The organism is Paenibacillus sp. FSL F4-0087 (assembly GCF_038020215.1).
Lineage (GTDB): Bacteria > Bacillota > Bacilli > Paenibacillales > Paenibacillaceae > Paenibacillus > Paenibacillus taichungensis.
This window is the reverse complement of the sequence record NZ_JBBODJ010000001.1, coordinates 6716077-6739755: the sequence shown is the minus strand read 5'-3', so window position 1 is coordinate 6739755 and position 23679 is coordinate 6716077. Positions and strand designations below refer to the sequence as shown.

Genomic DNA, 23679 nt, shown 5'->3' with positions numbered 1-23679 from the left:
TAAACTACTGATTTTTGATCCATAGTTTGGAGATATCCATGAACCCAAACTCAGCGGTATGAAGGCCAAAGAGACTTTGATTAAGTAATGCTTTTTTATTCATATGGCAGCCGTACAATATCCAGCAGTTATCGCGAAGCAAATCCTCTGCTTCATTGAGCAGCGACGACCTTTGCTCTTCATTTTGCTGAAGGAAATTCTCCATTTTTTGATAAAATACGGACTGTAAATCGGGTGATAAACAAATATGAAAATAGTTACGTTTGTTGATGAAGAAATTAATCATGCCAAATTGCCAGTCATCTTCCAAAACTTCTTCTGCGATAATTAGGTCGGCTTCGCTTGTTTCTCTCACATTGGGAAATTCAACGAAGGGTTGCAACTCAATACATAAACCGATGCTGGCTCCGCGCTGTTTAAGCCATTCTGCTTCTTTTTGGTCTTTAGCTACAGTATACGCAAGTATGATTTTTTCTCCCCGGTATCCGCTGCTGTACAGGAGCTCACGGGCATCCTCAAGTGAAGACTCGCGCCAGGCATGCTCTGCGCTTTTCCAGGGAAGAAAGCTGTTTGCCGGTGTAATTCGATTGCTGCCAAGTTCCCTCACCAAAGCGACTGGATCGAAAACAATGCGCATGGCTTGCCGAAATTCCAGTTGATGGTGAATACCGGCTTTACGAAAATTAATCAGCATATATCGGCATCCTGTTGCTGGATAATCAACACTGTTGCTCCCCGTATCGTCTGTAGCCAATTTAAGTCGGTCTGTTCCTGGTAACTCATAATGACGTTCATAAGGACCCAGATTGGGCACAAACCAGATATCTACTCGATCCAGATGAGGACGGATTCCATAATAGGCATCGAATGAGCTAATGATCAACACCGTTTCATTTATTTCATTGATCCGAAAAGGTCCGGTACCGATTAATTGTTGGGTTACATCGACATCATAGGGGAGAATCGTCATTGAGACACAACTAAGCAGGTTCAGGAAAAAACGATTAGGCCGACTTAGATAAAAACGAATGCAGTAATCCCCGACAACTTCGGTACGCTCAATATCCCGGTATAGCCAAATGAATGGACTGTCTACAGTGCGCAAGCGCTCTAATGTAGCTTGGATATCTTGGGATGTCATTACCCGACCATGGTGGAATCGCACACCTTTGCGCAGATAGAAAACCCAAACTCTGTGATCCTCGTTGTACTCCCACATATGCGCCAGATCCGGCAGGAAAGTTCCTGTTTTGGCGTCATAGGTGATTAGCGTGCTGCATACCTGCCCAAGCAGATAGGTTTCAAAAGCGGTATACACAAAAGCAGGGTCCAGCTCTGCCAATCTTCGTGACCTTACCATGCGAAGCACGTCCTGACCGGAAGAGCTCTCGGCATGACTGTGGAATCCCATCTGTTTATTTAACGAATTCAGCAGCCGCTCCCGGAGAGCATCATTCTTCTCTGTGCTGCCAATCAACTCGATCGCTTCCTTCATTTTGCCTCTGCCCATGAGCTCCAAAAAGCTCTCCTCGAGCGCCTCATTCACACTGCGCAGCAATGTCATCTCAGAATGATGACCCCGGCCACGCCCGGGCTGCCAGTGAATAAAGCTTTGTTCTTCCAGCTTGCGCAGAATAAACTTCACGTTTCGTGGAGTGCAGCATAGGGCAGCCGAAAGGCTTTCGATCGTTACCGGAACCGCTTCATGAAATTGAAGAGAAAGTTCTTTTGCTGTGGCGAGACGCAGATAGTGGGTTGTTGCTGTATCCATATGAATGTGCTCCTTCATAAAAGGTGAAATGTGCGCATGTTTTCTTACACTTTTATTTCCCCCTTTGATCCATACAATTATACATAAAGGGATAGGGCAAAGGTAGCCCATCTGAGACAAAAACATCTAGAACAGGAGAACCATACGCATGAAGCAGCATTTACGTCAAATTCACCCTTTAGCCTGGACCATCATTGTTGGAACGATGTTTGGACGTCTTGTTACGTCCATGAGCATCCCGTTTTTATCCATTTATCTGACTCAGGTACTGGGAGCTACACCCACACAGACTGGAATTACCGTCGCGGTCAGTTCTCTGGCGGGGGTTATGGTCAGCTTTTATGGAGGTTATATTTCCGATCGAATCGGCCGCAAAGTGGTCATGATGGTCTCCGTATTTGGCTGGGCCTGTGTTTTCTTCATCTTTTCAGCAGCTGAGCATCTGTGGGTATTTTTTGTGGCCAATACGTTAAACGGTTTATGCCGCGCCGTGTTTGAGCCCACGTCACGTGCACTTCTATCGGATATTACTCCACCACAAAATAAACTGCTTGTCTTCAACCTCAGATATGCGGCCATTAATCTGGGTGTCGTGTTTGGACCGATTATCGGTCTTCAGCTTGGATCAGCGGAGTCTACATTTCCGTTCATGATCTCCGGGTTGGTATATATCGTTTACGGCTTGGTTTTGTTCCTGCAATTTCGATTGCAGCGTGCAAATCTGCCGGAACATGTTCAGGTAGCAGCACCTCGTTTACGAGATGCACTGGCTACTACGGGACGCGACCGTGTATTTTTGCCAGTACTTATCGGAACTACGTTTTGCGTACTCGGGTATGGGCACTTTAGCTCGACCTTGGCTCAGTATGTGGCCCAGAATCCTCTCTTTGAACATGGAAGTCAAGTGTTTTCCTATATGCTTTCACTCAATGCGTTGACTGTGCTTGTAATCCAATTCCCGATTGTGCGAGTGGCCAGCAAATTCCCGCCGGTTGTACCCCTCATACTTGGAAACGTGCTGGTCGCAACAAGTCTGTTCCTGTTTGGCATAGCTGAAGGTGTTATGCTGCTGATGATCAGTGTCATTCTGTTCACCATTGGGGAAGTGCTCATGTTCACCATGATGGATATGCTGATTGATCGTATTGCCAAACCCGAATGGAAAGGGACCTACTTTGGCACGATTGGATTCAATAACTTGGGGAGCGTCATGGCACCGATTCTTGGAGGGCTCCTATTAACCCAATTTGGGACGGGGAATGGTCTGTTCGTTTTTGTACCGCTGGCACTGACCACTGCACTTGGACTGCCTTTTCTTATCGTAGCGCATAAGCGCCTTGTCATCAGGGAGAAGGAGACCACACCCATACAAGTGAGTGCCTAGCTTAAGTGATGCCAGTTGCATGGCACTTAGGCAACAGCTTTTTAACTTTTTTTGAGAAAGGTAACTTTCAATGAGAAACCAACGTTTAATTAGTTAAACATTTCCTCATGGAGGTTCCAAATGATATTTAAAAAGTTCACTCTAACATTGCTGGCGTGTGCTATGTTTGCCGCGTTTTCAACGCCAAGTTTAGCTGAGAATGCCACACTCGAGATTGGGACTGGCGTATTGTCCAATAACCGGGTGCTAATTCCTTTGAGGGTTGTGTCCAGCAACTTGGGGGCAGATGTAACGTGGTATAAGGATGGGAAGAGCATTCGAATTAAAACGGATGAAAAAGAAATTTGGCTTGTGGTTAACTTTAAAAATGCGAGAGTGAATGAACAGATAATCAAAATGGATTCTCCTGTTGAAATAATTGGAAATACAGCATATGTTCCGCTGCGATTTGTCAGCCAAACGTTAGGAGCCAAGCTAGAGTGGAATCCACAAACTAAACAGGCAACCATCGACTTGAATAAACAAAACATGATTGTAAGTATGCAAGAGGAGACCATCCAAATACCTGATTCTGTGAAAATAACAAAGGGACGAATAAATGTTTTGTCAGAGAAATTGAATGAAATTTCAGGCTTGTCTCAGATCAAGCAGGTCAGTATGTATTTCAAGCCTTATTTCACTGAAGATTTAATCCAATTTATTCTCAAGAGACAGGATCTAGTAAGTGATTGGATGGTATATGATGCTCCAGAGACTTCCGTTTATTATACAAGCAGTACAACAGCGACATTATCCCAATCGTTCGTAATCGGAAATACATTAACGGGTGATTCTCATTATGTAAATGATCGAAATATTGAACTTGTTTACCGTAATGGTGTATGGAAAGTGAATCAGTTAATGTTTAATCTCAGAGAAATTCCCTATCTGGGTTATGATCGTTGAAATCGCCGCATAAGATGTTCAGTGGCATGAAGGAAATAACAATTGAGTTAATATTATCTTGACGGATTACAGTAGAGCGAATACAATAAACAACAAATATGTGTGACGGGTGGTTAAGATGAACATGTTCCAGACAGGGCGCATTCTGAATCGATAACTGAATACGCATGAGCAAGTGACTTAACCAATGTTTTTTTGTGTTGGCGTTTAGACAGTCATGTTTGTGCACCCCTGTCGTGGACGCTCATCATTATTGCGTGCAGAGGAGAAATCCGGAAACGCTTCTTATTTCATATGATTCTCTTATTGTTACAAGCTGTAGATGACATTAGTTCATCTATGGCTTTTTTGCATGCATTCCACCCAATTTGTTGCACATAGAAGGGAGATTTTGTAGTACTTTTTGGTGGGAAATCACCCCAAGGGGAGAAAGAGAGGCAACGATATGAAACGACCTAATCAAAGTTATACCATTTGGTTTTCCCAACGAACCGGCAGTACTCTGATTGGTGAAGCTTTAAGTTCTACGGGTGTGGCAGGATATCTGAGCGAGTGGCTGCATTATCAGCATAAGAGCCCAGACACATTAAAGCGTGAAGATCTGGAGCAGATCTGGGATCATGGAACAACATCGAACGGAGTATTCGGAATCAAAATTAATTTTGAACAACGATGGATTGACGCATTCCGAAGTCTCTATAGTCTGCCAACAACGTTATCGCGGGCTGAGGTATGGAGTACGGGCTTCCCTAATTGCACCAAGCATATTTACATGACGCGTCGCAACAAAGTCAGATTGGCTGTGTCATGGTGGAGAGCCATTGTCTCGGGTGAATGGCACCGCAAGCACGGAGACAGCCCTCAGTTACAAGATATTGCAGATCAATATAACTTTGATGCGATTAAACATCTGCTTGTGGAGAGTAATATGTGCGAAGCAGCAATTGAAGAATTCCTGTCCGAGTCAGGTATTGTGCCGTTGACAATTGTTTATGAGGATTTTATACAGGATTACGAAGGAACCGTCATGAAAGTGCTAGCGTTTTTGGATGTTCAAACTGACGGTGTGACCGTTTCGCCCCCTTTCTTTGACCCGATCGCAGACGAGATTTCTGAACAATGGGTGCAAAGATTTCGGGAAGAATGCCAGAGGGATTGGGAGAATGTCAAATGGTAAACACAATTGGTAAGATTCATCCACGAGTTGGAAATGTTGCATTTATTGTTGTTATGTATGATTCATCTTAGTGAGGGAGCAAAATGCTTTGAATCACCACAATGAAAAGAAATGTTATACGAAGGGGTGAGGGGTTATGCCCAAAACAGAGAAACGCTCCATGTCCTGGCTGCTGCAATATCTAAAACCAGTCAAAGGCCGATTGGCCATACTTATGGTGATGTTGCTAACGTCAACAGGGCTGCAGCTCCTGAATCCACAGATTATCAAACGATTCATTGATACAGCGGCAAGTGGGGGAATCCTTTCTAACCTGATCCAGCTTGCCGGATTGTTTCTAATTGTTGCCGTCGTAAATCAATTGATTACAGTAGCCGTGAGTTATCTGGGGAATGATGTGGCCTGGCGAGCAACGAACCGGTTACGGGGAGATCTCCTGAAGCATTGTCTGCGTCTGGATATGCGGTTTCATAATGTGAAGACGCCGGGAGAGATGATAGAACGGGTGGATGGTGATGTGACGAGTATCTCCAACTTCTTCGCGATGTTCATTGTGCAGGTGGTGGGGAGCTTTGTCTTGCTTGCCGGAATTCTCGGATTTATGTTCACTGTAAACGTACCGATTGCGATCGTCATGACGGTGTTTACATTATTATCGATTCTATTTATGGTGTTCATTCGGAACCTGGGAGTAAACTCTTCCAAAAATGAGCGGGAAGCGAGTGCATCCTTGTTCGGATTAATTGAAGAGCGTATTGCGGGAATTGAAGATGTTCAAGCGAACGGGCATGTCCCGTATGTGATGAATCGCTTTTATCGTACGATGCGTGTTGTATTTCAAAAAGGAAGGAAAGCCTGGCTGCTTCGGGTGATTCCATGGAATACGACGGTCATTCTGTTCGCACTTGCAGTCACGGCAGTACTTCTGCTCGGTGTTCATTATTACATGCAAGGCATCATCAGCATCGGAACCCTGTTTCTGATATATCAATACACACAGATGCTTAATGATCCGATTGAGATGCTGGGCGATCAGGTTCAAGAGTTTCAGAAGGCGAAATCAGGTATGCTTCGATCAAGAGAACTGTTGTCTTTACGCAGCGAGATCGAGAACGGAAGAGAAGATCAGCTACCAGAAGGGCCGCTTGGTCTGGAATTCAAACAGGTGAACTTCAGTTATAACGAAGATAAACCTGTATTGCAGAATATTAACTTTGCCATTAAACCTGGCGAACGACTTGGCATTATCGGTCGTACCGGTAGCGGAAAATCAAGTCTCAGTCGGGTACTTCTGCGCCTGTACAATCTGGATAGCGGAACAATTCGTGTGGGTGGCAAAGATATTACAGAGCTTACCTTGCCTGCACTTTACCGCAGGGTTGGTATGGTTACTCAGGATGTACAGCTGTTCGACGGTACGTTGCGAGACAATTTAACGCTGTTCAATCTGGATGTCTCGGATCAGATCATTAAGGAGACAACGGATCGACTTGGATTAAGTCATTGGATTGAATCACAACCGGCAGGGTTGGACACCCATCTGAAGGCAGGTGGTTCTTCATTGTCCGCTGGGGAAGCTCAATTGTTTGCCTTGACGCGAGTATTTCTGACTGAACCAAGTCTGGTTATTCTCGATGAGCCTTCCTCACGGCTGGATGCTGCCACAGAGAGCATGCTTCAGTCTGCCATTGATCAGTTAATGAAGCAATGTACGGGAATTATTATTGCACATCGCCTGGCTACTCTGGAGAAGGTCGATCAGATTATGGTACTGGGTGATGGCAAGGTACTGGAATTCGGAGCCAGAGAAGTGCTCGCCAGCGATCCGGCGTCACATTATGCCAGATTGCTGATTACAGGGCGAGAGGAGGAATTAGCGTGAATGTAACAGGATTCATAGGCCGTTTATTTCGATTCAGGCCTTTTCTATTTTTGATCAACGGATTGTCATGGTGCATATTCCATTCTTTGCCGCTGGCAATAGGGATCGGGATGCAGTGGTTCTTTGACCGGGCAACGGCGGGTTCCAGTGATTATATGTGGCTGGCAGCTCCGCTGATCTTCATTGCTTTGATCAGAGCGGTAAGAGTAGGGACGTTTTTTGCCGCATTCTATGCATGGATCACGTACATTTACCATATTCAAGCCATTCTGCGTACCAATATGCTCGCTGGGATTATGCGCTGGCCAGGACGTAATCTGCCGGCTTCACCGGGGGAGGCGATGAGTCGCTTTCGGGATGATGTGGATGAAGTGGTTGAGTACGTAGAATCCTGGGTGGATTTTTGGGGAAGGCTCGTGTTCGCTATTGTATCCATAGTCATCATGGCGAACATTAATTGGAAAATCACTTTGGTAGCTGTGTTGCCACTGGTAATCGTAACGTTGCTGAATAACTTGTCAGGTAATCGGGCTCGTCGATATGCTCAGGTCAATCGTGAGTCGACAGGACGAATCACCAGTTTCATTGCTGAAACCTTTGGGGCTGTGCAGGCATTGAAACTTGGGCAGGCAGAAGAGCATGTCTCTACTCGCTTTAACAAACTCAATGAAGAACGTCGTCAAGCTGCACTCCGGGATAATCTGTTCAAACAGTGGATGAGATCACTTAATCAGCATGTGCTCAGTATCTGTACAGGTCTCATTCTCCTGATGTGTGCGGCCGAGATGAAATCCGGCAATTTCACCGTAGGTAATTTTGCCTTGTTCACCAGTTATCTTGCCAATATTGGCTTTAGCATTTCATTGTTTGGCTATATGGTATTCCAGCATAAACGGCTCAAAGTATCTTTTGACCGCATGCGAACCCTGTTTCGTCCTGGGGAGGAAGACCGGATCATGGATTTCAGAGAGACGTATCTGAATGAAGATCCGCCTGAGCTACCTAATGAACAGAGAGATCCCAAAGAGAAGCTAAGAGAGCTGGAAATCAGCAATCTGGCGTACCAATATCCTCATTCTGCAAATGGAATAGAGGATATCAGCTTCCGTGTGAAGCGGGGACAATTTCTGGTCATCACTGGACGGATCGGTTCTGGCAAGTCGACTCTGGTCCGCACACTTCTGGGACTGCTGCCCAAACAGGAGGGTACGATTCGCTGGAATGGCAAAGATGTCGATCCCGCTACCTTCCTGATGCCGCCTAGAGCAGCATATACGCCGCAAGTACCTCGATTGTTCAGTGATACGCTGAAAGAGAATATTGTTCAGGGCAAACAGGGTCGTACGGAAGTCGCACTTGCAAAAGCCATTCGATTGGCTGTTATGGATAAGGATATTCAAAACCTGGATCAAGGACTCGAAACGTCCGTAGGTCCAAGAGGTGTCATGCTGTCAGGCGGTCAAATTCAGCGCGCGGCTACCGGACGTATGCTTATGACGGAAGCAGACCTCTTCATCTTCGATGATCTGTCCAGTGCGCTGGATGTGGAAACCGAGCAACAGGTCTGGGAAGGTTTGTTCGAGGAGCCAGATGTCACATGTATTGCGGTATCTCACCGCAGAGCAGCACTTGCGAAGGCAGATCATATCATCGTCATGAAGGATGGACGAATTGAGGCCGAGGGCAGCTTATCAGATTTGCTTGCTACTAATGAAGAGATGCAGCTACTTTGGCAAGGTGAGCAAACACCGGTTAAAGTAGGATAGGATAAGATATACGATTTATAACAAATGAAAAAAGCCGTACAGACAACTCTTTTTGAAAGAGTTAAGATCTGTACGGCTTTTATTATTGCTCATTTGGTCAATCTTTATTTGATCAGCGGTGCAATCAATGAATACGCAATGATGACCAGGAAGATAATCGTGATGTGATTAATGGAGAAAATAAACATTTTATGCGACCATTTCTTGGTTTCTTTCTTATCGAAAGTTGCCACACTAAGAATAAGCCAAGCCAAACTTACCAGAAACGCAACAATGGCAATGAACGGACTCATCGGCCAGAACAAGAAGCTGGAGAACAACAACAATACCAGATAAACATTTGTCTGGATGTATGTCCGTCTGATACCTTTTACAACAGGAAGCATCGGAACGCCAGCCGCTTTGTATTCATCAAATCTCCGGATGGCAATGCCATAGAAGTGAGGCATCTGCCACAACAGCATGGTAACAACCAAAGCCCAAATTTCATAATGACCCAGTTCTGGCGAAATGGCTGCCCAACCAATGAGTGGAGGAACAGCGCCTGAAAGACTTCCTACTTCCGTATTGTATACAGTTGTTCGTTTGGTCCACATCGTATAAGGGAACACGTACAACAACAGTCCCAATATGCCAAATACGGCAGCCGAAGGGGAAGCGATATACAACATGATGCCCCCGATAATCGTAATGGCAATACCGAGGATCAAACCTGTTTTGGTATCTACACGACCAGTTACCGTTGGGCGTGTTTTGGTGCGTTCCATGATCGCATCGATATCCCGATCATACAAATTGTTAAACACCCCGGCCGCTCCAATAATCAGGGAAGACCCGATAACAGAGAGGATAATGGGTACAATATTTGCTAAAATAGATGCATCAAATACATACAAAGCCAAACTTAAACCGGCAAACATGGCGATCAGATTGGATTTGATGATTCCGATCTTGATCGTATCAAAAAATACTTTCGGAATCGAGCTAGTATACTCCAGGCTGATTTCGGGCCGTGCCCCTTTATTCAATGTTTTCAAGAACTCACTTCCTATATCTATACTTATATATCTCGTGGTTTTATTATAGCACTCAATACAGTATGTGAATTAATTAACGATTTAGTATTTAAAATAATGTCATTTGATTGTGAACAATTTAAAAACAAGGTTTTTTTTAATTGTTAAAAATGATTTTCTGTGATACAGGTCATTGAAACCGAATAGTAGGGATAACAAGAGAAGCATATTTTTCTTGCATATTAAGCTTTATTTGTTTATTGTAGATATAAGAGATCTTTAATAGTATTAAGTGATCTCATCTTGCATTGTTTCTATTAAAGAACAGCTGTAGGAGGCAAGATGTAATCAGTATAGGCTTTTTTTGTAACAATAAAGGATATTGAATATCTGGAAAGGGTGTTAAATATGGATCAAAAGATGGATGTATTAATTATAGGCGGAGGACCAGCGGGTCTTAATGCTGCACTTGTACTAGGACGAGCTCGCAAACATGTTGTGGTCATAGATGATGAACGCCCACGTAATTGGGTTACGCGTGAAACACACGGTTTCCTGACAAGAGATGGTGCAAGTCCACGTGAATTTCGGAAGGTTGCGAAAGAACAGATTAGCGCTTATCTGTCCGTTCATTTTGTAGGGGATACAGCGACTTCAGTGACAGGAACAGATGGTGATTTTCAAGTTACAACGGCCCAAGGGGAAGTCTATCGCACAAAGAAAATTTTGTTTGCAGTCGGAAAAAAAGACCTCCCACTGGATATTAACGGGTTGAAAGAGGTATATGGCAAGAGTGCTTTTGTCTGCCCTTATTGCGATGGATGGGAATTAAGAGATCAACGGCTTGTCATCATTGTGAATGGAGCCAAGGCATTTCATATGGCCAAGACGATCTCGGGCTGGACAAGCCAGTTTACCATTTGCACGAATGGACCTGATGAATTGACGGATGAGCAGAGGGAGGAATTGAAGCAGCATGGTGTCCCGATATGGGACTCTCCAATTCAATCTATTGAATCAAGCGATGGTATGGTGCAGCAAGTGGTGTTAGAAGATGGTACCGAAATCTCGTGCACCGGGATTTTCTTTGGACCGAAACTAACGGCTGGATCAGAACTTCCGCAGACGATAGGCTGTGAGGTTACGGATGCGGGTACAGTCGTTGTAGATGATTTCGGCAAAACAACCGTACCGGGTCTGTTCAGCGCTGGAGATGCAGCATCGGAGTTGTACCAGGCCATTACTGCGGCGTCCCTTGGTGCATTAACCGCTGTAACAATTAACAGTGAACTTAATATGGAAGCCTGGGATGAGCGCGGTAAACATTTAAACCCGTAGAATTACGATGTACAATTTCTTGTCCAGTACTTTGCACAAACGATAAGTCAACAAAATAGATCTGATCAAAAAGGGGAATGCAAAAGCAATCCCCTTTTTGTGTTTAATCGATCTTTTAGTAGATCTTTAGTAGATATTCTCCATCGATAAGTGGACTAGTTTCGACCGTTTTTGTCATAAAACCAATATTTGATTTTCATTTGTTTACGGTTTATTATTGTATCAAATGATAGATAATACTATCATTTTAAACTCTGGGAGAGGGTGTTTAAAATGAGTATTGCAACTAACGTTCCACAGCCCAAAATGTATGGACCACTCGGGAATCTGCCCTTGATTGATAAAGAGAAACCAACATTGTCCCTTGGGAAATTAGCTGAGGAGTATGGACCGATATATCGACTGACCGTTCCCGGTTATTCCGGTTTGATCGTATCTGGCCCAGATCTGGTAGCTGAATTATGTGACGTATCTCGATTTGATAAATTTGTATACAATGAACTCGAAAATGTACGTGCCTTTGGAGGTGATGGTTTATTTACAAGCAGAACATCCGAGCCAAACTGGAAAAAGGCACATAATATTTTGCTTCCAACCTTTAGTAAACAGGCGATGAAGGGTTATCATCCGATGATGGTCGACATAGCCGAACAATTGATAAACAAATGGGCACGTTTGAATTCCAACGACACCATTGATGTAGCAGATGACATGACACGTCTTACGCTGGATACCATTGGACTGTGTGGTTTCAATTATCGATTTAACAGCTTTTACAGACAGGATCACAGTCCTTTTATCGAAAGTATGGTTCGTGCATTAAATGAGGCTATGCAAAAAAGCTCACGCTTGAAAATCCAAAATCTGCTGATGGTGAAAACCAAGCGACAGTTCGAGGAAGACATCCAAACGATGTTCTCATTGGTCGATCAGATTATTGAGGAACGTAAAGCAAGTGCTGCTCCTGAAGAGGTTGACTTGCTCGCTCGTATGCTGAATGGCAAAGATCCGGAAACCGGAGAAACGCTGGACGATGAGAATATTAGGTATCAGATTATTACGTTCCTCATAGCCGGACATGAAACGACGAGTGGTTTGTTATCTTTTGCCCTTTATTTTTTGCTGAACAATCCAGAAGCACTTCAAAAGGCCCATGATGAGGTGGATCGGGTGTTGGTAAGTGACTCTCCACAGTACGAGGAAATCCTTCAGCTCCCATATATCCGCATGATTCTCAGTGAATCGCTGCGTCTATGGCCAACCGCTCCCGGATTTGACGTCTATGCCAAAGAAGACACTGTCATCGGTGGCAAATATCCGCTGAAAAAAGGGGAGAGCTGCAGTATTCTTCTGCCTCAGCTTCACCGTGACAAAGGAGCCTGGGGAGAGGATGCAGAGCTATTCCGGCCGGAACGTTTTGAAGATACGACTCAAGTGCCTCATCATGCGTATAAACCGTTTGGCAATGGGGAGAGAGCATGTATCGGTATGCAGTTTGCTCTATATGAAGCAACCCTTGTACTCGGTATGGTACTTAAACATTTTGAACTGATTGACTATAGTGATTATAAGTTGGATGTGAAACAAACGTTAACGTTAAAACCAGGCGATTTTCGAATTCAGGTGAGAGCACGTACTGTATCATCGAAACTGATTGCTTATGTTGCACCCTCGAATGAAAAGCCGAATCAGGGTATTCATACAAATGTAACTGGTCATAGCCCTATTGTGGAATCTATGACGACTTCAACTCCGGTAAATGCCAATCCAACATTACTGGTACTATATGGCTCCAATCTGGGGACGGCAGAAGGCATTGCCAGAGTTTTTGCAGAGAAAGCCCGTGCCTATGGAATTCCAAGCGAAGCCGCAGCATTGAATGAATGGATTGGCCGTCTGCCCAATAAGGGGATCGTTCTCATCGTGACAGCTTCGTATAATGGTAAACCTCCGCAAAATGCAGCGGCATTTATCGAGTGGTTAAAGGAAGCCGAGTCAGAGAAGGTGCAAGGTGTGACCTATGCAGTTCTGGGCTGCGGGGATCGGAGCTGGTCTGGTACCTACCAGAGCATTCCTCGATTGGTCGATGAGAAGCTTGCGAGCTTGGGAGGCAACAGGCTGATACCTCGGGGAGAAGTCGATGCAGGCGGGGATATGGAGAAACAAGTGGAAGAGTGGAAGCGGGTGTTGTGGCCTCAGATGTTAAACGCGTTGGGGATCAGCGAGGAATCGATGGAGCACTCCTCACGAGGTACACTTCAAATGGAATTTGTTCGCGAGAAAGCCGATCTGCCACTTACACGAACCTACAATGCCAGCTATGCCACTATAGTGGTGAATGAAGAGCTTCAGGCAATGGATAGTGGGCGGAGTACACGTCACATTGAGATGCTGCTGCCTGAAGGCATGACCTATAAAGAAGGCGATCATCTTGGCGTATTGCCCCTGAATGCAGATGAAATCGTGAATCGCATCCTGCATCGTTTCGGATTAAAAGGAGAGGTTCAAATCCAATTAACTTCGAACGAAATACAGTTTACACATCTTCCTCTAAACCGTCCTGTCAAAGTGAATGAATTGCTCCATTTCTGTGTTGAGCTGCAAGCACCTGTTACAAGGGCGCAGCTTCAGGAGCTGGCCAACCATACGGTGTGCCCACCTCATAAACGTGAGCTGGAAGCGATGCTTGAAGAAAACAACTACAGGGAACATATACTTCAAAACAGAACTACCATGCTGGAACTGCTGGAAAAGTATGAAGCCTGTGAGCTGCCGTTTGAAAGATTCCTTGGAATGCTGCCTCCACTCAAGCCCAGGTATTATTCCATATCCAGCTCTCCACACTTCAATGCCAAGCAGGCCAGTATCACGGTGTCCGTTGTGAAAGAGCCTGCATGGAGCGGCAATGGTGAATTCCGTGGTGTGGCTTCATCCTATTTGGCCGAATGCCAGACGGGAGAGAGTATTTCGATGTTTGTACGTACGCCAGGATCCGGATTTGAGCTGTCAGAAGAGCCGGATGTTCCAATTATTATGGTTGGTCCAGGGACGGGGGTTGCACCGTTCAGAGGTTTCCTGCAGGCCAGATCTGTGCTAAAAGAGAGAGGATTGCCACTGAGTGAAGCACATTTGTTCTTTGGTTGCAGGAATGATTCGGATTTCATATATCGTCAAGAACTTGAACAATACGAACAGGCAGGCATCGTCAGGCTGCACACCGCTTTTTCGCGTGTTGAGGGTACGCCCAAAACGTATGTTCAGCATCTGATGTTACAGGAAGCCGAAGATTTACTTCATTTACTTGATACCAAAGGGAGAATCTACGTATGCGGGGATGGAAGCCTTATGGCTCCCGCCGTGGAAGAGACTTTGCGGCAAGCATATCAAAAGGCGAAGGGAGCAACCCGCCAGGAGGCGAAAAATTGGCTCAATCAGCTTCAGTCGGAAGGGCGTTACGTCCAGGATGTGTGGGCAGGTAAACGAGCCGTTGATTCGGCTAAGGCTCCTGTAAGTTGAGAAATGTTAAGATGGAGGCGGCGATAAACCGCCTTTTTCTTATGTCCAAAAACAGCCGCAGATCTGGAATTTCTAATCCAGATCTACGGCTGTTTTAATTTGGCTGATATGATCTATTGACAAAGAAAAATTTTTGAAGCAATATAATAAAATAACTTTATAAAGTATATAAATAAAGTAATTGACTAGCATTATTGTGTTTCATTTACTTTTAATTTATATACAGGGAAGGGATCTATTTATGGCAACTTGGTTTCTTATCATTATCTACCTTGCGTTTATCAGTCTGGGGATTCCGGACTCCCTACTAGGTTCAGCCTGGCCCGTTATGTGGCCTGAACTTGGCGCTTCGTTTGGGTCAGCAGGAATCCTGTCAATGGTCGTTGCAGCGGGAACCATCGTTTCAAGCTTGGCAAGTGGCACGGTGATTCAAAAATGGGGAACAGGCAAGGTTACGTTAATTAGCTGTTGTCTGACTGCCGGAGCACTCCTTGGATTTTCCTTCGCCCCTTCATTGGTGTGGCTCGTCATTCTTGCCATTCCGCTCGGTCTAGGGGCCGGCGCCGTTGATGCTGCACTGAATCATTATGTCGCAGAGCACTACAAGGCACACCATATGAACTGGCTGCACTGTTTCTGGGGTGTTGGCGCGACGTCAGGGCCGATTATTATGTCATATTACATTGCGGAACATCATTCCTGGAGAAGCGGCTATACAGCTGTAGCTGTCGTCCAGTGCTGCCTCGTCCTGATTTTGTTTGCCACGTTGCCGTTGTGGAAGCGTGTGGCTGCAAGTCGGGAGCGTGCGAGTCTGAACAACGAATCAGATCATGTGCAAGCAGACAACACGTTAGTACAGCATGAGGAGAGACCCGAACGGAATGTATTGAAGATTAAGGGAGTCAAAAACTCACTGATTGCATTTCTGTTTTATTGTGGCGTGGAGACGACGGTTGGTTTATGGGGAGCCAGCTATCTGGTAGGAGCAAGAAACATTTCGGCAGAAACGGCTGCGGGATGGATCTCCTTATACTACGGTGGTATTACGATGGGCAGGTTGATAACAGGCTTTATCACGTTAAAAATAAAAAATCGGGTGTTAATTCTGGCGGGTCAAGTGACTGCCATTGTGGGCGGAATCATCTTGCTGCTTCCATTATCCATTTCGTTTGCGCTGGCTGGATTTATGCTAATTGGATTGGGGCTTGCACCCATCTATCCCGGACTTCTTCATGAAACTCCAGCTCGATTCGGCAAAGCGAATTCTGCCCGATTGATGGGATACCAGATGGCACTGGCATACACAGGAACTACATTGCTTCCTCCGCTTTTTGGCGTTCTTGCTGCGAAAACCAATATCGGATTTTTCCCGCTGGTTGTACTTGTTTTCCTTATCCTAATGCTAGCCAGCTCAGAGCAAGTGAATCGTATTTTGAAAAAGAGGATTCTAAATGGGTAGAGCTGTTACGGGTGTAACAAGCAACAAGTCATACAACATTCCATTTAAAAAATGATACACCAAAAAAGCGAGGATCAATCCTCGCTTTTTTTATTTTGCAGAATCACAGAGTCATTACAACTCGTAGAGCTGCTCGTATTTTTCCGTTAAGTAATGAATTAATGGAGCGGTATCAATACTTTTTCCGGTGATGGACTTGATTAGCTCGTCCGCCGATCTTGATTTACCAAATTGATGAATATGAGTTGTTAGCCATCCGGTAATTGTCTCAATATGATCTGATTCAATCAAATGATCATAATCGGGAAGTTCGCGGCGGATGACTTTGTGTATTTGTGCTGCATAGACAAACCCAAGTGTATAGGAAGGGAATAATCCAAAGCCGGCGCTCCAGTGTCCATCCTGTAAAATGCCTTCCAGATGAGTCGGGGGGCGAATACCCAGATATTCCTCATATTTATCATTCCATGCTTCAGGCAATCCTTCGTAATCCACTTCTCCAGCAATAATGGCTTGCTCCAACTCATACCGAATAATGAGATGCAGGTTGTAGGTAAGTTCGTCGGCCTCAAAACGGTTAAACGACGGTTTTACTGCATTTAAAGCAAAATAAAAGTCATCCAAACTCACATGGCCAAACGTTTCAGGTTTGATTTTTTGCAAAATAAAATAGTTGTTTTCCCAGAAGCCTTTATGTCTGCCAATGAATTTCTCGAAAAAGATCGATTGGGATTCATGAATGCCGTACGAAGTGAAGATCCCAAGTCCAGTATGTATCAGGTTGGGGTCAATATTCTGTGTATAGAGTGAGTGCCCTCCTTCATGTAAAGCACTCCACAAGGAAACGCGAACGTCATTTTCAACAAATTTGGCTGCAAGACGTGCATCGTAAGGATTGATGGCAGAACTGAATGGGTGCACGGTTGATCCGAATTGCCCGGCATCAAAGTCGTAGCGAATGGCTTGTAACAGCTCGATCCCAAGCTGCCGCTGCTGTTCAAGTGGGAAGGGATGGTTGAATATGGATGTGTCCGGTTGTTTAGCGGAAGAGGTGACGCGACGGATCAGTGGTATAAGAGCAGATTTCAGCTCACTGAAAATGCGATCCAACGTTACCTTGTCCAGGTCAGGATCAAACTGCTGTACGAGTGGATCGTATGCATGCTGCTCGTATCCCCAGTATCCGGCAAACTTCAAGCTTGCATCGAAGATCTGTTTCAAATGCGGAGCGAAAATGGAAAAATCATTGGCAGCTCTGGCTTCCAGCCAAGCGGCGTTTGCAAGACCTTGCTGCTGTACAAATGCCTGATATTCCCCTATTGGAATGGCGCTCCAGCGTGTATACGTTTTCCAATGCTCTGCAATAATTCGCTTGGATAGCTCATCAAGGTCCTCTTGTTGTGCTGTTTCTTCTAATCGCAAACCGAAATCAGAATCGGTCTGTAACTTGAATAGTTCTCCAGCCAATGTTGCTTTGGCTCGTGCGGCGTAGGATGCGCCCTTTCGAGGTGCCCCTGTGCGAGCATCCCAGGCAAGCAGGGTTTGTACCTGTTTATAATGTTCGATCTTCTCGATATGTGCCGCAAGTGCAGCATCCAAGCGTTGTATTGTTGTCATGTTCATGACTCCTTCCAGATAAAGGATGAAATTTAAGTTGTATATTACCATCGGAATAGTTGGAAGTACAGAGAATCACGCTTTTTCGTAGATTACAAAAAATGAATTAACACATTAGGATTGCTTATTTTACAAAATACCTCTGTTCCCTTAGCCTGAAAATACCAATTTTCACTAATCCGACATGAACACTTGTATATCATTCAGGGCAGTGAAATTGGATTTAACATTATGCATGAGAGCGAGAGGGGTTACATGATGAGAAAACATACCAAGCCTGCTTTAATGATGATTCTGGCATTCCTGCTTCTGGCAGGTTGCGCTTCAGGTGGAGAGGGCCAGCAGAGTACACAGGCCTCTTCAACAACCGGTGAAACTCCAGCACAGCAGACATCGGCAGAAGGCAAGACAGGCGGGGCACTGAACATTGGCTATCCAACACAACCAGTTACACTGGATGCACATGTGTCTTCCAATACAGCGGTCAAGGATATTTCACGCGAGATCTATGAGCAGCTGGTAACGTTGGATAAAAATGCACAGGTCATTCCGCTGCTGGCAGAATCCTATGAGATTAGCGACGACAAGTTATCCTATACATTCCATCTGCGCCAAGGTGTGAAGTTTCATAATGGCAAGGAACTGCACGCGGAGGACGTAGTTGCTTCATTGAATCGCTGGATCAAACTGTCAAGTCATGGTAAAGCGAACTTTGTGGGTGCCGAGGCCAAAGAAACGGACCCATATACCGTCGTACTTCAATTGAAAACACCATTTCTGCTAACACTGCAACTTCTTGCTGATCCGATTCCAGCAGCGGCGATCTACCCGAAAGAAGTAGTTGATGAAGCAGATGATAAAGGTATCAAATCATTCATCGGTACAGGTCCGTTTCAATTGGAGGAGTGGAAGCAGGATCAGTATATTCATTTGAAAAAATATGACGATTACTCCGCCCGTGCCGAGCCGAGTGATGGAGCAGGTGGCAAAAAGGAAGCACTGGTCGATGACCTGTACTTCCGCTTCGTAACAGACGAGTCAACCCGTCTTGCCGGGATTACTTCCGGGGAATACGACATTGCGCTGAATATCTCTGTGGATAATGAACAGCAGATTGCGGACAATCCCGACTTGCAAACCTTCCTCAGTCCGGGAGGCATGATTGGATATTTCTACAACAGTAATGACGGCTTGTTCAAGAACGTCAAACTTCGGCAGGCTGTCAATGCCGTTCAGAATGTGGATGACATACTGACATCGGCATTCCGTGATCCACAATTTTATGTGAAGACATCCTCTCTGGTTCTACCGGAATATCCGAACTGGTATTCGGAAGCAGGCAAAGAATCGTACAGCCAAGCTAACGCGGATAAAGCAAAGCAACTGCTTCAGGAAGCAGGCTATAACGGCGAAGAAATCAAAATTTTCACGACGAGAGATTATGTGGATCAATATAACGTGGCGGTTGTTTTGCAGCAGGAGCTGGAGTCGATTGGCGTCAAGGTCAAGCTGGATGTCTATGATTGGCCTACTTTGCAGGAAAAACTCGGCACAGGTACAGGGTGGGATATCTACCCGATGAGTTATGCGTTCCGGCCTACGTTCTACCAGTATGCGTTCTGGGGAGGCGGAGCAGGGCTGCTGAAGAGCGAGAAACTGAGCGAGCTACTTCAAGGAATTCGGACGTCCGATTCAGTAGAGGCCGCAAGGCCGCTCATTGACGAATTGCAGCAATTTGTATGGACCGAAGTTCCATTCTCTCAGATCGGGCACACCAAACAGGTTACAGCGCTATCGAAAAATATCAGTGGTTTCCAGAATATTTTGGGCCCGATCTTCTGGAATACAACCAATAACAAATAGTTAAAAGGAAAGGCAGCGGATGAAAAGGCGTAGCATCGCTACTACAGGAATACGCCTTTCCGTTTGCCATTGGAAAGTGAGGTGGCCCTCATATGGGTGGATATATTGTTCGTCGGTTATTGTCCTTGATACCTGTTCTTTTTGTAGTAGCAATTGTGGTGTTCTCCATTATCCATGTCACACCAGGTGACCCCGCTGCGATTCTGCTGGGTGAAGAGGCAAGCAAAGCCGATATCGATGAGCTAAGAAGCAAGCTGGGCTTGGACAGGCCGATCTATGAGCAATTCGGCATTTGGTTGCTGGGGCTGTTATCCGGGAATTTGGGGGAGTCCATCTTTCTGGACAAACCTGTGACAGAGGCTTTTTTTGAACGACTGGCGCCTACATTGTCCCTTGCGATCATTGCACAGGTGATTGGTGTGTTTCTCGCCTTGTTCCTTGGCATTACAGCAGTCAAGCGAAGAGGGACCATCGTGGACCAATCGGTGATGGGTTTCTCCATGCTGGGAATCTCCATTCCGAGCTTTCTGTTGGGATCACTGCTGGTGATGTTCTTTAGCGTGAAGCTGCGCTGGCTTCCCGTTGCAGGGTACCAACCACTCACAGAGGGTTTGTGGCAGCATATCAAGTATCTGTTGCTCCCTGGCATCGTGCTCGGCATCATTCAGGCAGCGCTCATTACCCGAATGACAAGATCCTCCATCCTGGATGTGATGTCCGGCAATTTTATCAAAACCGCCAAAGCCAAGGGAGTCAAAGAAAAAACGATCGTGTATACACACGCGTTACGCGTTGCATTCATCCCTATTCTCACAGTTATTGGGGAATCATTCGGTGGGCTGGTTACTGGTGCTGCGGTAATAGAAACGCTATTCAATATTCCGGGAGTGGGACAGCTCATCGTCAATTCGATAAGCCGAAGAGATTACTCTGTTATTCAGGGTTCCGTGCTGCTGGTTACGGTTGCTTATGTGTTTGTAAATCTAATCGTTGATTTGTTGTATGGTTTGGTCGATCCACGAGTTCGATTAAGCAAGAGATGAAGGAGGTGGAGACAACTTGATAACCAATCCGGATACCACCATCGCTGCGTCAAGACTTCACAAAGGGAAGAGCAGTCGCATCGCATTCAGACGTTTTATGCATAATCAGTTGTTAACCACAGGGGCGGGAATTCTGCTTGTTGTTGTGCTGCTGGTAATCATCGGGCCGCTGCTTACACCATACGGGCCGTTACAGATTGATCCGGTGAATCGACTTAAAGGGCCCAACTTGCAGCACATATTTGGCACAGATAACTTTGGACGTGATGTATTCACTCGCGCCGTATATGGTTTGCGTATTTCGGTTGCGGTTGGTTTTGCTGTTACGGTCGTATCTTCTTTAATCGGCATGATTGTTGGGCTGTTATCCGCAAGTTATTCGGTGCTGGATCACATCTTTATGCGCATCTGTGACGGTTTGTTCGCTTTTCCGTCCATTTTGCTTGCCATCTCCATTATGGCGGCTCTTGGCCCAAATCCGGGTAATGTCATTATCGCCCTAAGTATTATCTTCATTCCATCGATGGCCAGGATTATTCGTTCCAAGGCGCTGGTCATTCGGGAGTTAACTTATATTGAAGCGTTGCATGCGCAGGGAGCAAGCAGCTGGCGCATTATTTGGATTCATATGGCGCCCAATACGCTGTCTCCGCTCATTATCCAATCCAGCTTTATTTTTGCCGTATCGATCCTGACGGAAGCTTCTCTAAGTTTTCTTGGAGCGGGTATTCCTTCCCCGTCCCCAAGTCTCGGGAATATGCTTTTTGACGGAAAAACAGTGATCTACAACGCTTGGTGGATGACTGTCTTCCCGGGCATTTTCTTGGTGCTCGTTGTACTGGGTCTGAACCTGTTCGGCGATGGCCTTAGAGATCTGCTCGACCCACATACGAATAAGGTGAAAAGGGGGAGACGTCGTGGGAAAACAACCGCTGCTTGAGGTGAAGGACCTGAAAGTGTCCATTTCAACCGAAAAAGGAACCATTCACCCGGTGGAAGGCGTATCCTTCCATGTCCTTGCCGGGGAGACGCTGGGCATCGTAGGTGAGTCCGGTTGCGGGAAAAGCGTAACCGCCGAATCCATTCTCAGACTGTTTGACGAAGATTACGTGGATTACTCGGGTGAAGTCCTCTACGAAGGAACCAATCTCTTAAGCTTATCCAAAAGACAAATGGAACGCATTCGTGGCAATGAACTCTCCATGATCTTTCAAGACCCCATGTCTTCCCTGAATCCGGTTCAGACGATTGGCAAACAAATTGCCGAGAGCTTGAAGCTGCATCAAGGCATGAATGGCAGACAGGCGCGTCTGGCTGCCGTGGATCTGCTACGTATGACTGGTATCCCCTCACCGGAAAAGAGGGTAGATGAGCATCCGCATGAAATCTCGGGAGGCATGCGACAGCGGGTCATGATTGCCATGGCACTTGCCTGTAATCCGAAACTGCTTATCGCAGATGAACCGACAACGGCACTGGATGTGACGATTCAGGCGCAAATCCTAGAGCTGATTGAAAGTCTGCAAGCGAAGACGGGACTTGGTGTCATCCTGATTACACATGACCTGGGTGTAGTCGCAGAGACGTGTACAAGAGTGGCCGTCATGTATCTTGGACAGGTCGTGGAGGAGGCAAGCGTGGACGATTTATTTTTCAATCCCCAGCATCCGTATACGTCAGGTTTAATGAAATCCATTCCCCGTATTGATGGCGAGCAGCACAGCAAGCTTCATGTCATTGAGGGAACGGTACCCGCGCTGCATCAGGTTCCAACAGGCTGCCGATTCGCTCCAAGATGCGCTTATGCGGATGAACAATGCTTGCGGGCAGCACCTTCCTTGAAACAGGTGGACGAGAAACATTTGGTACGCTGCTGGTATCCCGGAATAGTAACGATTCAGGAGGAGACACATGAACTCGAAATCATTGGATGAGTCGAAGCCGCTGCTGCAGGTTAGCAATCTGAACAAACATTTCCCTGTTCGATCTTCTTTTGGTAGAACCAAGGGGCAAGTCAAGGCCGTCAACGGGGTATCCTTTGACATCCACCAAGGACAAACCTTTGGCCTGGTGGGCGAATCCGGCTGCGGTAAAAGCACACTCGGGCGGTCGATTCTCCGACTTGTTGAGCCAACATCAGGGGAAGCATTTTATGAGGGCACAGATATTCTGGGGTTAAGCAAAAAAGAATTGCGAAGCTACAGGCAGCATATGCAGATGGTATTTCAGGACCCGTACACCTCGTTGGACCCTCGTAAACGCATCGGTTACTCCATAGAAGAACCGCTGTTAATCCACAAGAAGGGCAACAAACGGCACAGAACGGAAACAGCCATGTCGTTGCTGCGCAAAGTAGGATTCAGTGAAGAACATTACGAGCGGTTTCCTCATGAATTTTCAGGTGGTCAGCGTCAAAGGCTGGGCATAGCTAAAGCGTTGGCCCTTGGACCGAAGCTCATTATATGTGATGAACCCGTATCGGCGCTGGACGTATCGATTCAGTCCCAGGTTATTAATTTGCTGGAAGAGGTTCAGGAGGAGCTGGGCATCTCCTATTTATTCATTGCACATGACCTTAGCGTTGTACGCCATATTGCCGACCGCATCGGTGTGATGTATTTGGGCGAGATGGTGGAGCAGGGGCCAGCGGAAGCTTTATTCGCCGATCCTTTGCATCCTTATACCAAATCATTATTGTCTGCGGTACCGATCCCTAATCCTCGTGCCAAAAGGGAAAGAGTTGTATTAAGCGGTGAGATCCCATCGCCACTTCATCCACCTGCCGGTTGCGTTTTTCATACCCGATGCCCATACGTTATGGAGACATGCCGACAGGTCGTTCCACAGAAACGATTCGTCACTCCAGACCGTGAAGTGCAGTGTCATTTATACGATGAATAGA

16 protein-coding genes are annotated in these 23679 nt (G+C 45.9%); 13 read left to right on the top strand and 3 right to left on the bottom strand.

Annotated elements, in window-relative coordinates:
- Positions 1–4: 4 nt before the first annotated feature.
- Positions 5–1771 (bottom strand): ABC transporter substrate-binding protein, encoded by a 1767-nt coding sequence (locus MHB84_RS30395; RefSeq protein ID WP_076291128.1) that lies wholly within the window; start codon positions 1769–1771, stop codon positions 5–7.
- Positions 1772–1919: 148 nt separating this feature from the next.
- Here MHB84_RS30395 and MHB84_RS30390 point away from each other — a divergent pair, with 148 nt between their 5' ends.
- The 5 genes from MHB84_RS30390 to MHB84_RS30370 all read left to right on the top strand — a co-directional run bounded on the left by MHB84_RS30390 (position 1920) and on the right by MHB84_RS30370 (position 8925).
- Positions 1920–3155: an MDR family MFS transporter gene (locus MHB84_RS30390; RefSeq protein ID WP_076291129.1), complete on the top strand. Its 1236-nt coding sequence runs from the start codon at positions 1920–1922 to the stop codon at positions 3153–3155.
- A gap of 120 nt (positions 3156–3275) precedes the next feature.
- Positions 3276–4100, top strand: a complete 825-nt coding sequence (locus tag MHB84_RS30385) for a stalk domain-containing protein (RefSeq protein WP_076291130.1) — start codon at positions 3276–3278, stop codon at positions 4098–4100.
- A gap of 445 nt (positions 4101–4545) precedes the next feature.
- Complete coding sequence (locus MHB84_RS30380) at positions 4546–5277, top strand: Stf0 family sulfotransferase (RefSeq protein WP_076291131.1); 732 nt, start codon at positions 4546–4548, stop codon at positions 5275–5277.
- Between the two features lie 136 nt (positions 5278–5413).
- Positions 5414–7159: an ABC transporter ATP-binding protein gene (locus MHB84_RS30375; protein WP_076291132.1), complete on the top strand. Its 1746-nt coding sequence runs from the start codon at positions 5414–5416 to the stop codon at positions 7157–7159.
- Complete coding sequence (locus MHB84_RS30370; RefSeq protein WP_076291133.1) at positions 7156–8925, top strand: ABC transporter ATP-binding protein; 1770 nt, start codon at positions 7156–7158, stop codon at positions 8923–8925. The genes MHB84_RS30375 and MHB84_RS30370 overlap by 4 nt, the downstream gene beginning before the upstream one ends.
- A 104-nt stretch (positions 8926–9029) precedes the next feature.
- On the opposite strand, the gene cyoE is transcribed toward MHB84_RS30370, so the two are convergent.
- Positions 9030–9953: a heme o synthase gene (gene cyoE / locus MHB84_RS30365; protein ID WP_373561693.1), complete on the bottom strand. Its 924-nt coding sequence runs from the start codon at positions 9951–9953 to the stop codon at positions 9030–9032.
- A gap of 396 nt (positions 9954–10349) precedes the next feature.
- On the opposite strand from cyoE, the gene MHB84_RS30360 reads away from it, so the two are divergent.
- The 3 genes from MHB84_RS30360 (at position 10350) to MHB84_RS30350 (ending at position 16254) form a co-directional block, all read left to right on the top strand.
- Entirely contained in the window at positions 10350–11279 is a 930-nt protein-coding gene (locus tag MHB84_RS30360; protein WP_076291135.1) for an NAD(P)/FAD-dependent oxidoreductase, read from the top strand.
- 273 nt (positions 11280–11552) lie between these two features.
- Positions 11553–14795 (top strand): bifunctional cytochrome P450/NADPH--P450 reductase, encoded by a 3243-nt coding sequence (locus MHB84_RS30355; protein WP_076291136.1) that lies wholly within the window; start codon positions 11553–11555, stop codon positions 14793–14795.
- Positions 14796–15036: 241 nt separating this feature from the next.
- Positions 15037–16254 carry an MFS transporter gene (locus MHB84_RS30350; protein WP_076288315.1) on the top strand — a complete coding sequence of 406 codons (1218 nt, stop codon included), beginning with the start codon at positions 15037–15039 and terminating at the stop codon, positions 16252–16254.
- A 114-nt stretch (positions 16255–16368) separates the two neighbouring features.
- Here MHB84_RS30350 and MHB84_RS30345 read toward each other — a convergent pair whose 3' ends face one another.
- Positions 16369–17871 carry a carboxypeptidase M32 gene (locus MHB84_RS30345; RefSeq protein ID WP_179087137.1) on the bottom strand — a complete coding sequence of 501 codons (1503 nt, stop codon included), beginning with the start codon at positions 17869–17871 and terminating at the stop codon, positions 16369–16371.
- 255 nt (positions 17872–18126) lie between these two features.
- Between MHB84_RS30345 and MHB84_RS30340 the strand changes: the two genes are divergently transcribed.
- From MHB84_RS30340 to MHB84_RS30320, 5 genes are all read left to right on the top strand, one after another.
- Entirely contained in the window at positions 18127–19734 is a 1608-nt protein-coding gene (locus MHB84_RS30340; RefSeq protein WP_076288317.1) for an ABC transporter substrate-binding protein, read from the top strand.
- A 92-nt stretch (positions 19735–19826) separates the two neighbouring features.
- Complete coding sequence (locus tag MHB84_RS30335; RefSeq protein WP_076288318.1) at positions 19827–20777, top strand: ABC transporter permease; 951 nt, start codon at positions 19827–19829, stop codon at positions 20775–20777.
- Between the two features lie 16 nt (positions 20778–20793).
- Entirely contained in the window at positions 20794–21717 is a 924-nt protein-coding gene (locus tag MHB84_RS30330) for an ABC transporter permease (protein ID WP_246318140.1), read from the top strand.
- Positions 21695–22711 carry an ABC transporter ATP-binding protein gene (locus MHB84_RS30325; protein WP_076288319.1) on the top strand — a complete coding sequence of 339 codons (1017 nt, stop codon included), beginning with the start codon at positions 21695–21697 and terminating at the stop codon, positions 22709–22711. The genes MHB84_RS30330 and MHB84_RS30325 overlap by 23 nt, the downstream gene beginning before the upstream one ends.
- Complete coding sequence (locus tag MHB84_RS30320; RefSeq protein ID WP_076288320.1) at positions 22689–23678, top strand: ABC transporter ATP-binding protein; 990 nt, start codon at positions 22689–22691, stop codon at positions 23676–23678. Before MHB84_RS30325 ends, MHB84_RS30320 begins: the two co-directional genes overlap by 23 nt.
- Position 23679: the final 1 nt, after the last annotated feature.

What these genes read in the sequence shown, in the direction of transcription:
- MHB84_RS30380 (WP_076291131.1), top strand. Translation starts at nt 4,546, where the DNA reads ATGAAACGACCTAATCAAAGTTATACCATTTGGTTTTCCCAACGAACC.
- MHB84_RS30395 (WP_076291128.1), bottom strand. Translation starts at nt 1,771, where the DNA reads ATGGATACAGCAACAACCCACTATCTGCGTCTCGCCACAGCAAAAGAA.
- MHB84_RS30320 (WP_076288320.1), top strand. Translation starts at nt 22,689, where the DNA reads ATGAACTCGAAATCATTGGATGAGTCGAAGCCGCTGCTGCAGGTTAGC.
- MHB84_RS30355 (WP_076291136.1), top strand. Translation starts at nt 11,553, where the DNA reads ATGAGTATTGCAACTAACGTTCCACAGCCCAAAATGTATGGACCACTC.
- MHB84_RS30335 (WP_076288318.1), top strand. Translation starts at nt 19,827, where the DNA reads ATGGGTGGATATATTGTTCGTCGGTTATTGTCCTTGATACCTGTTCTT.
- MHB84_RS30360 (WP_076291135.1), top strand. Translation starts at nt 10,350, where the DNA reads ATGGATCAAAAGATGGATGTATTAATTATAGGCGGAGGACCAGCGGGT.
- MHB84_RS30350 (WP_076288315.1), top strand. Translation starts at nt 15,037, where the DNA reads ATGGCAACTTGGTTTCTTATCATTATCTACCTTGCGTTTATCAGTCTG.
- MHB84_RS30390 (WP_076291129.1), top strand. Translation starts at nt 1,920, where the DNA reads ATGAAGCAGCATTTACGTCAAATTCACCCTTTAGCCTGGACCATCATT.
- MHB84_RS30385 (WP_076291130.1), top strand. Translation starts at nt 3,276, where the DNA reads ATGATATTTAAAAAGTTCACTCTAACATTGCTGGCGTGTGCTATGTTT.
- MHB84_RS30345 (WP_179087137.1), bottom strand. Translation starts at nt 17,871, where the DNA reads ATGACAACAATACAACGCTTGGATGCTGCACTTGCGGCACATATCGAG.
- MHB84_RS30340 (WP_076288317.1), top strand. Translation starts at nt 18,127, where the DNA reads ATGATGAGAAAACATACCAAGCCTGCTTTAATGATGATTCTGGCATTC.
- MHB84_RS30375 (WP_076291132.1), top strand. Translation starts at nt 5,414, where the DNA reads ATGCCCAAAACAGAGAAACGCTCCATGTCCTGGCTGCTGCAATATCTA.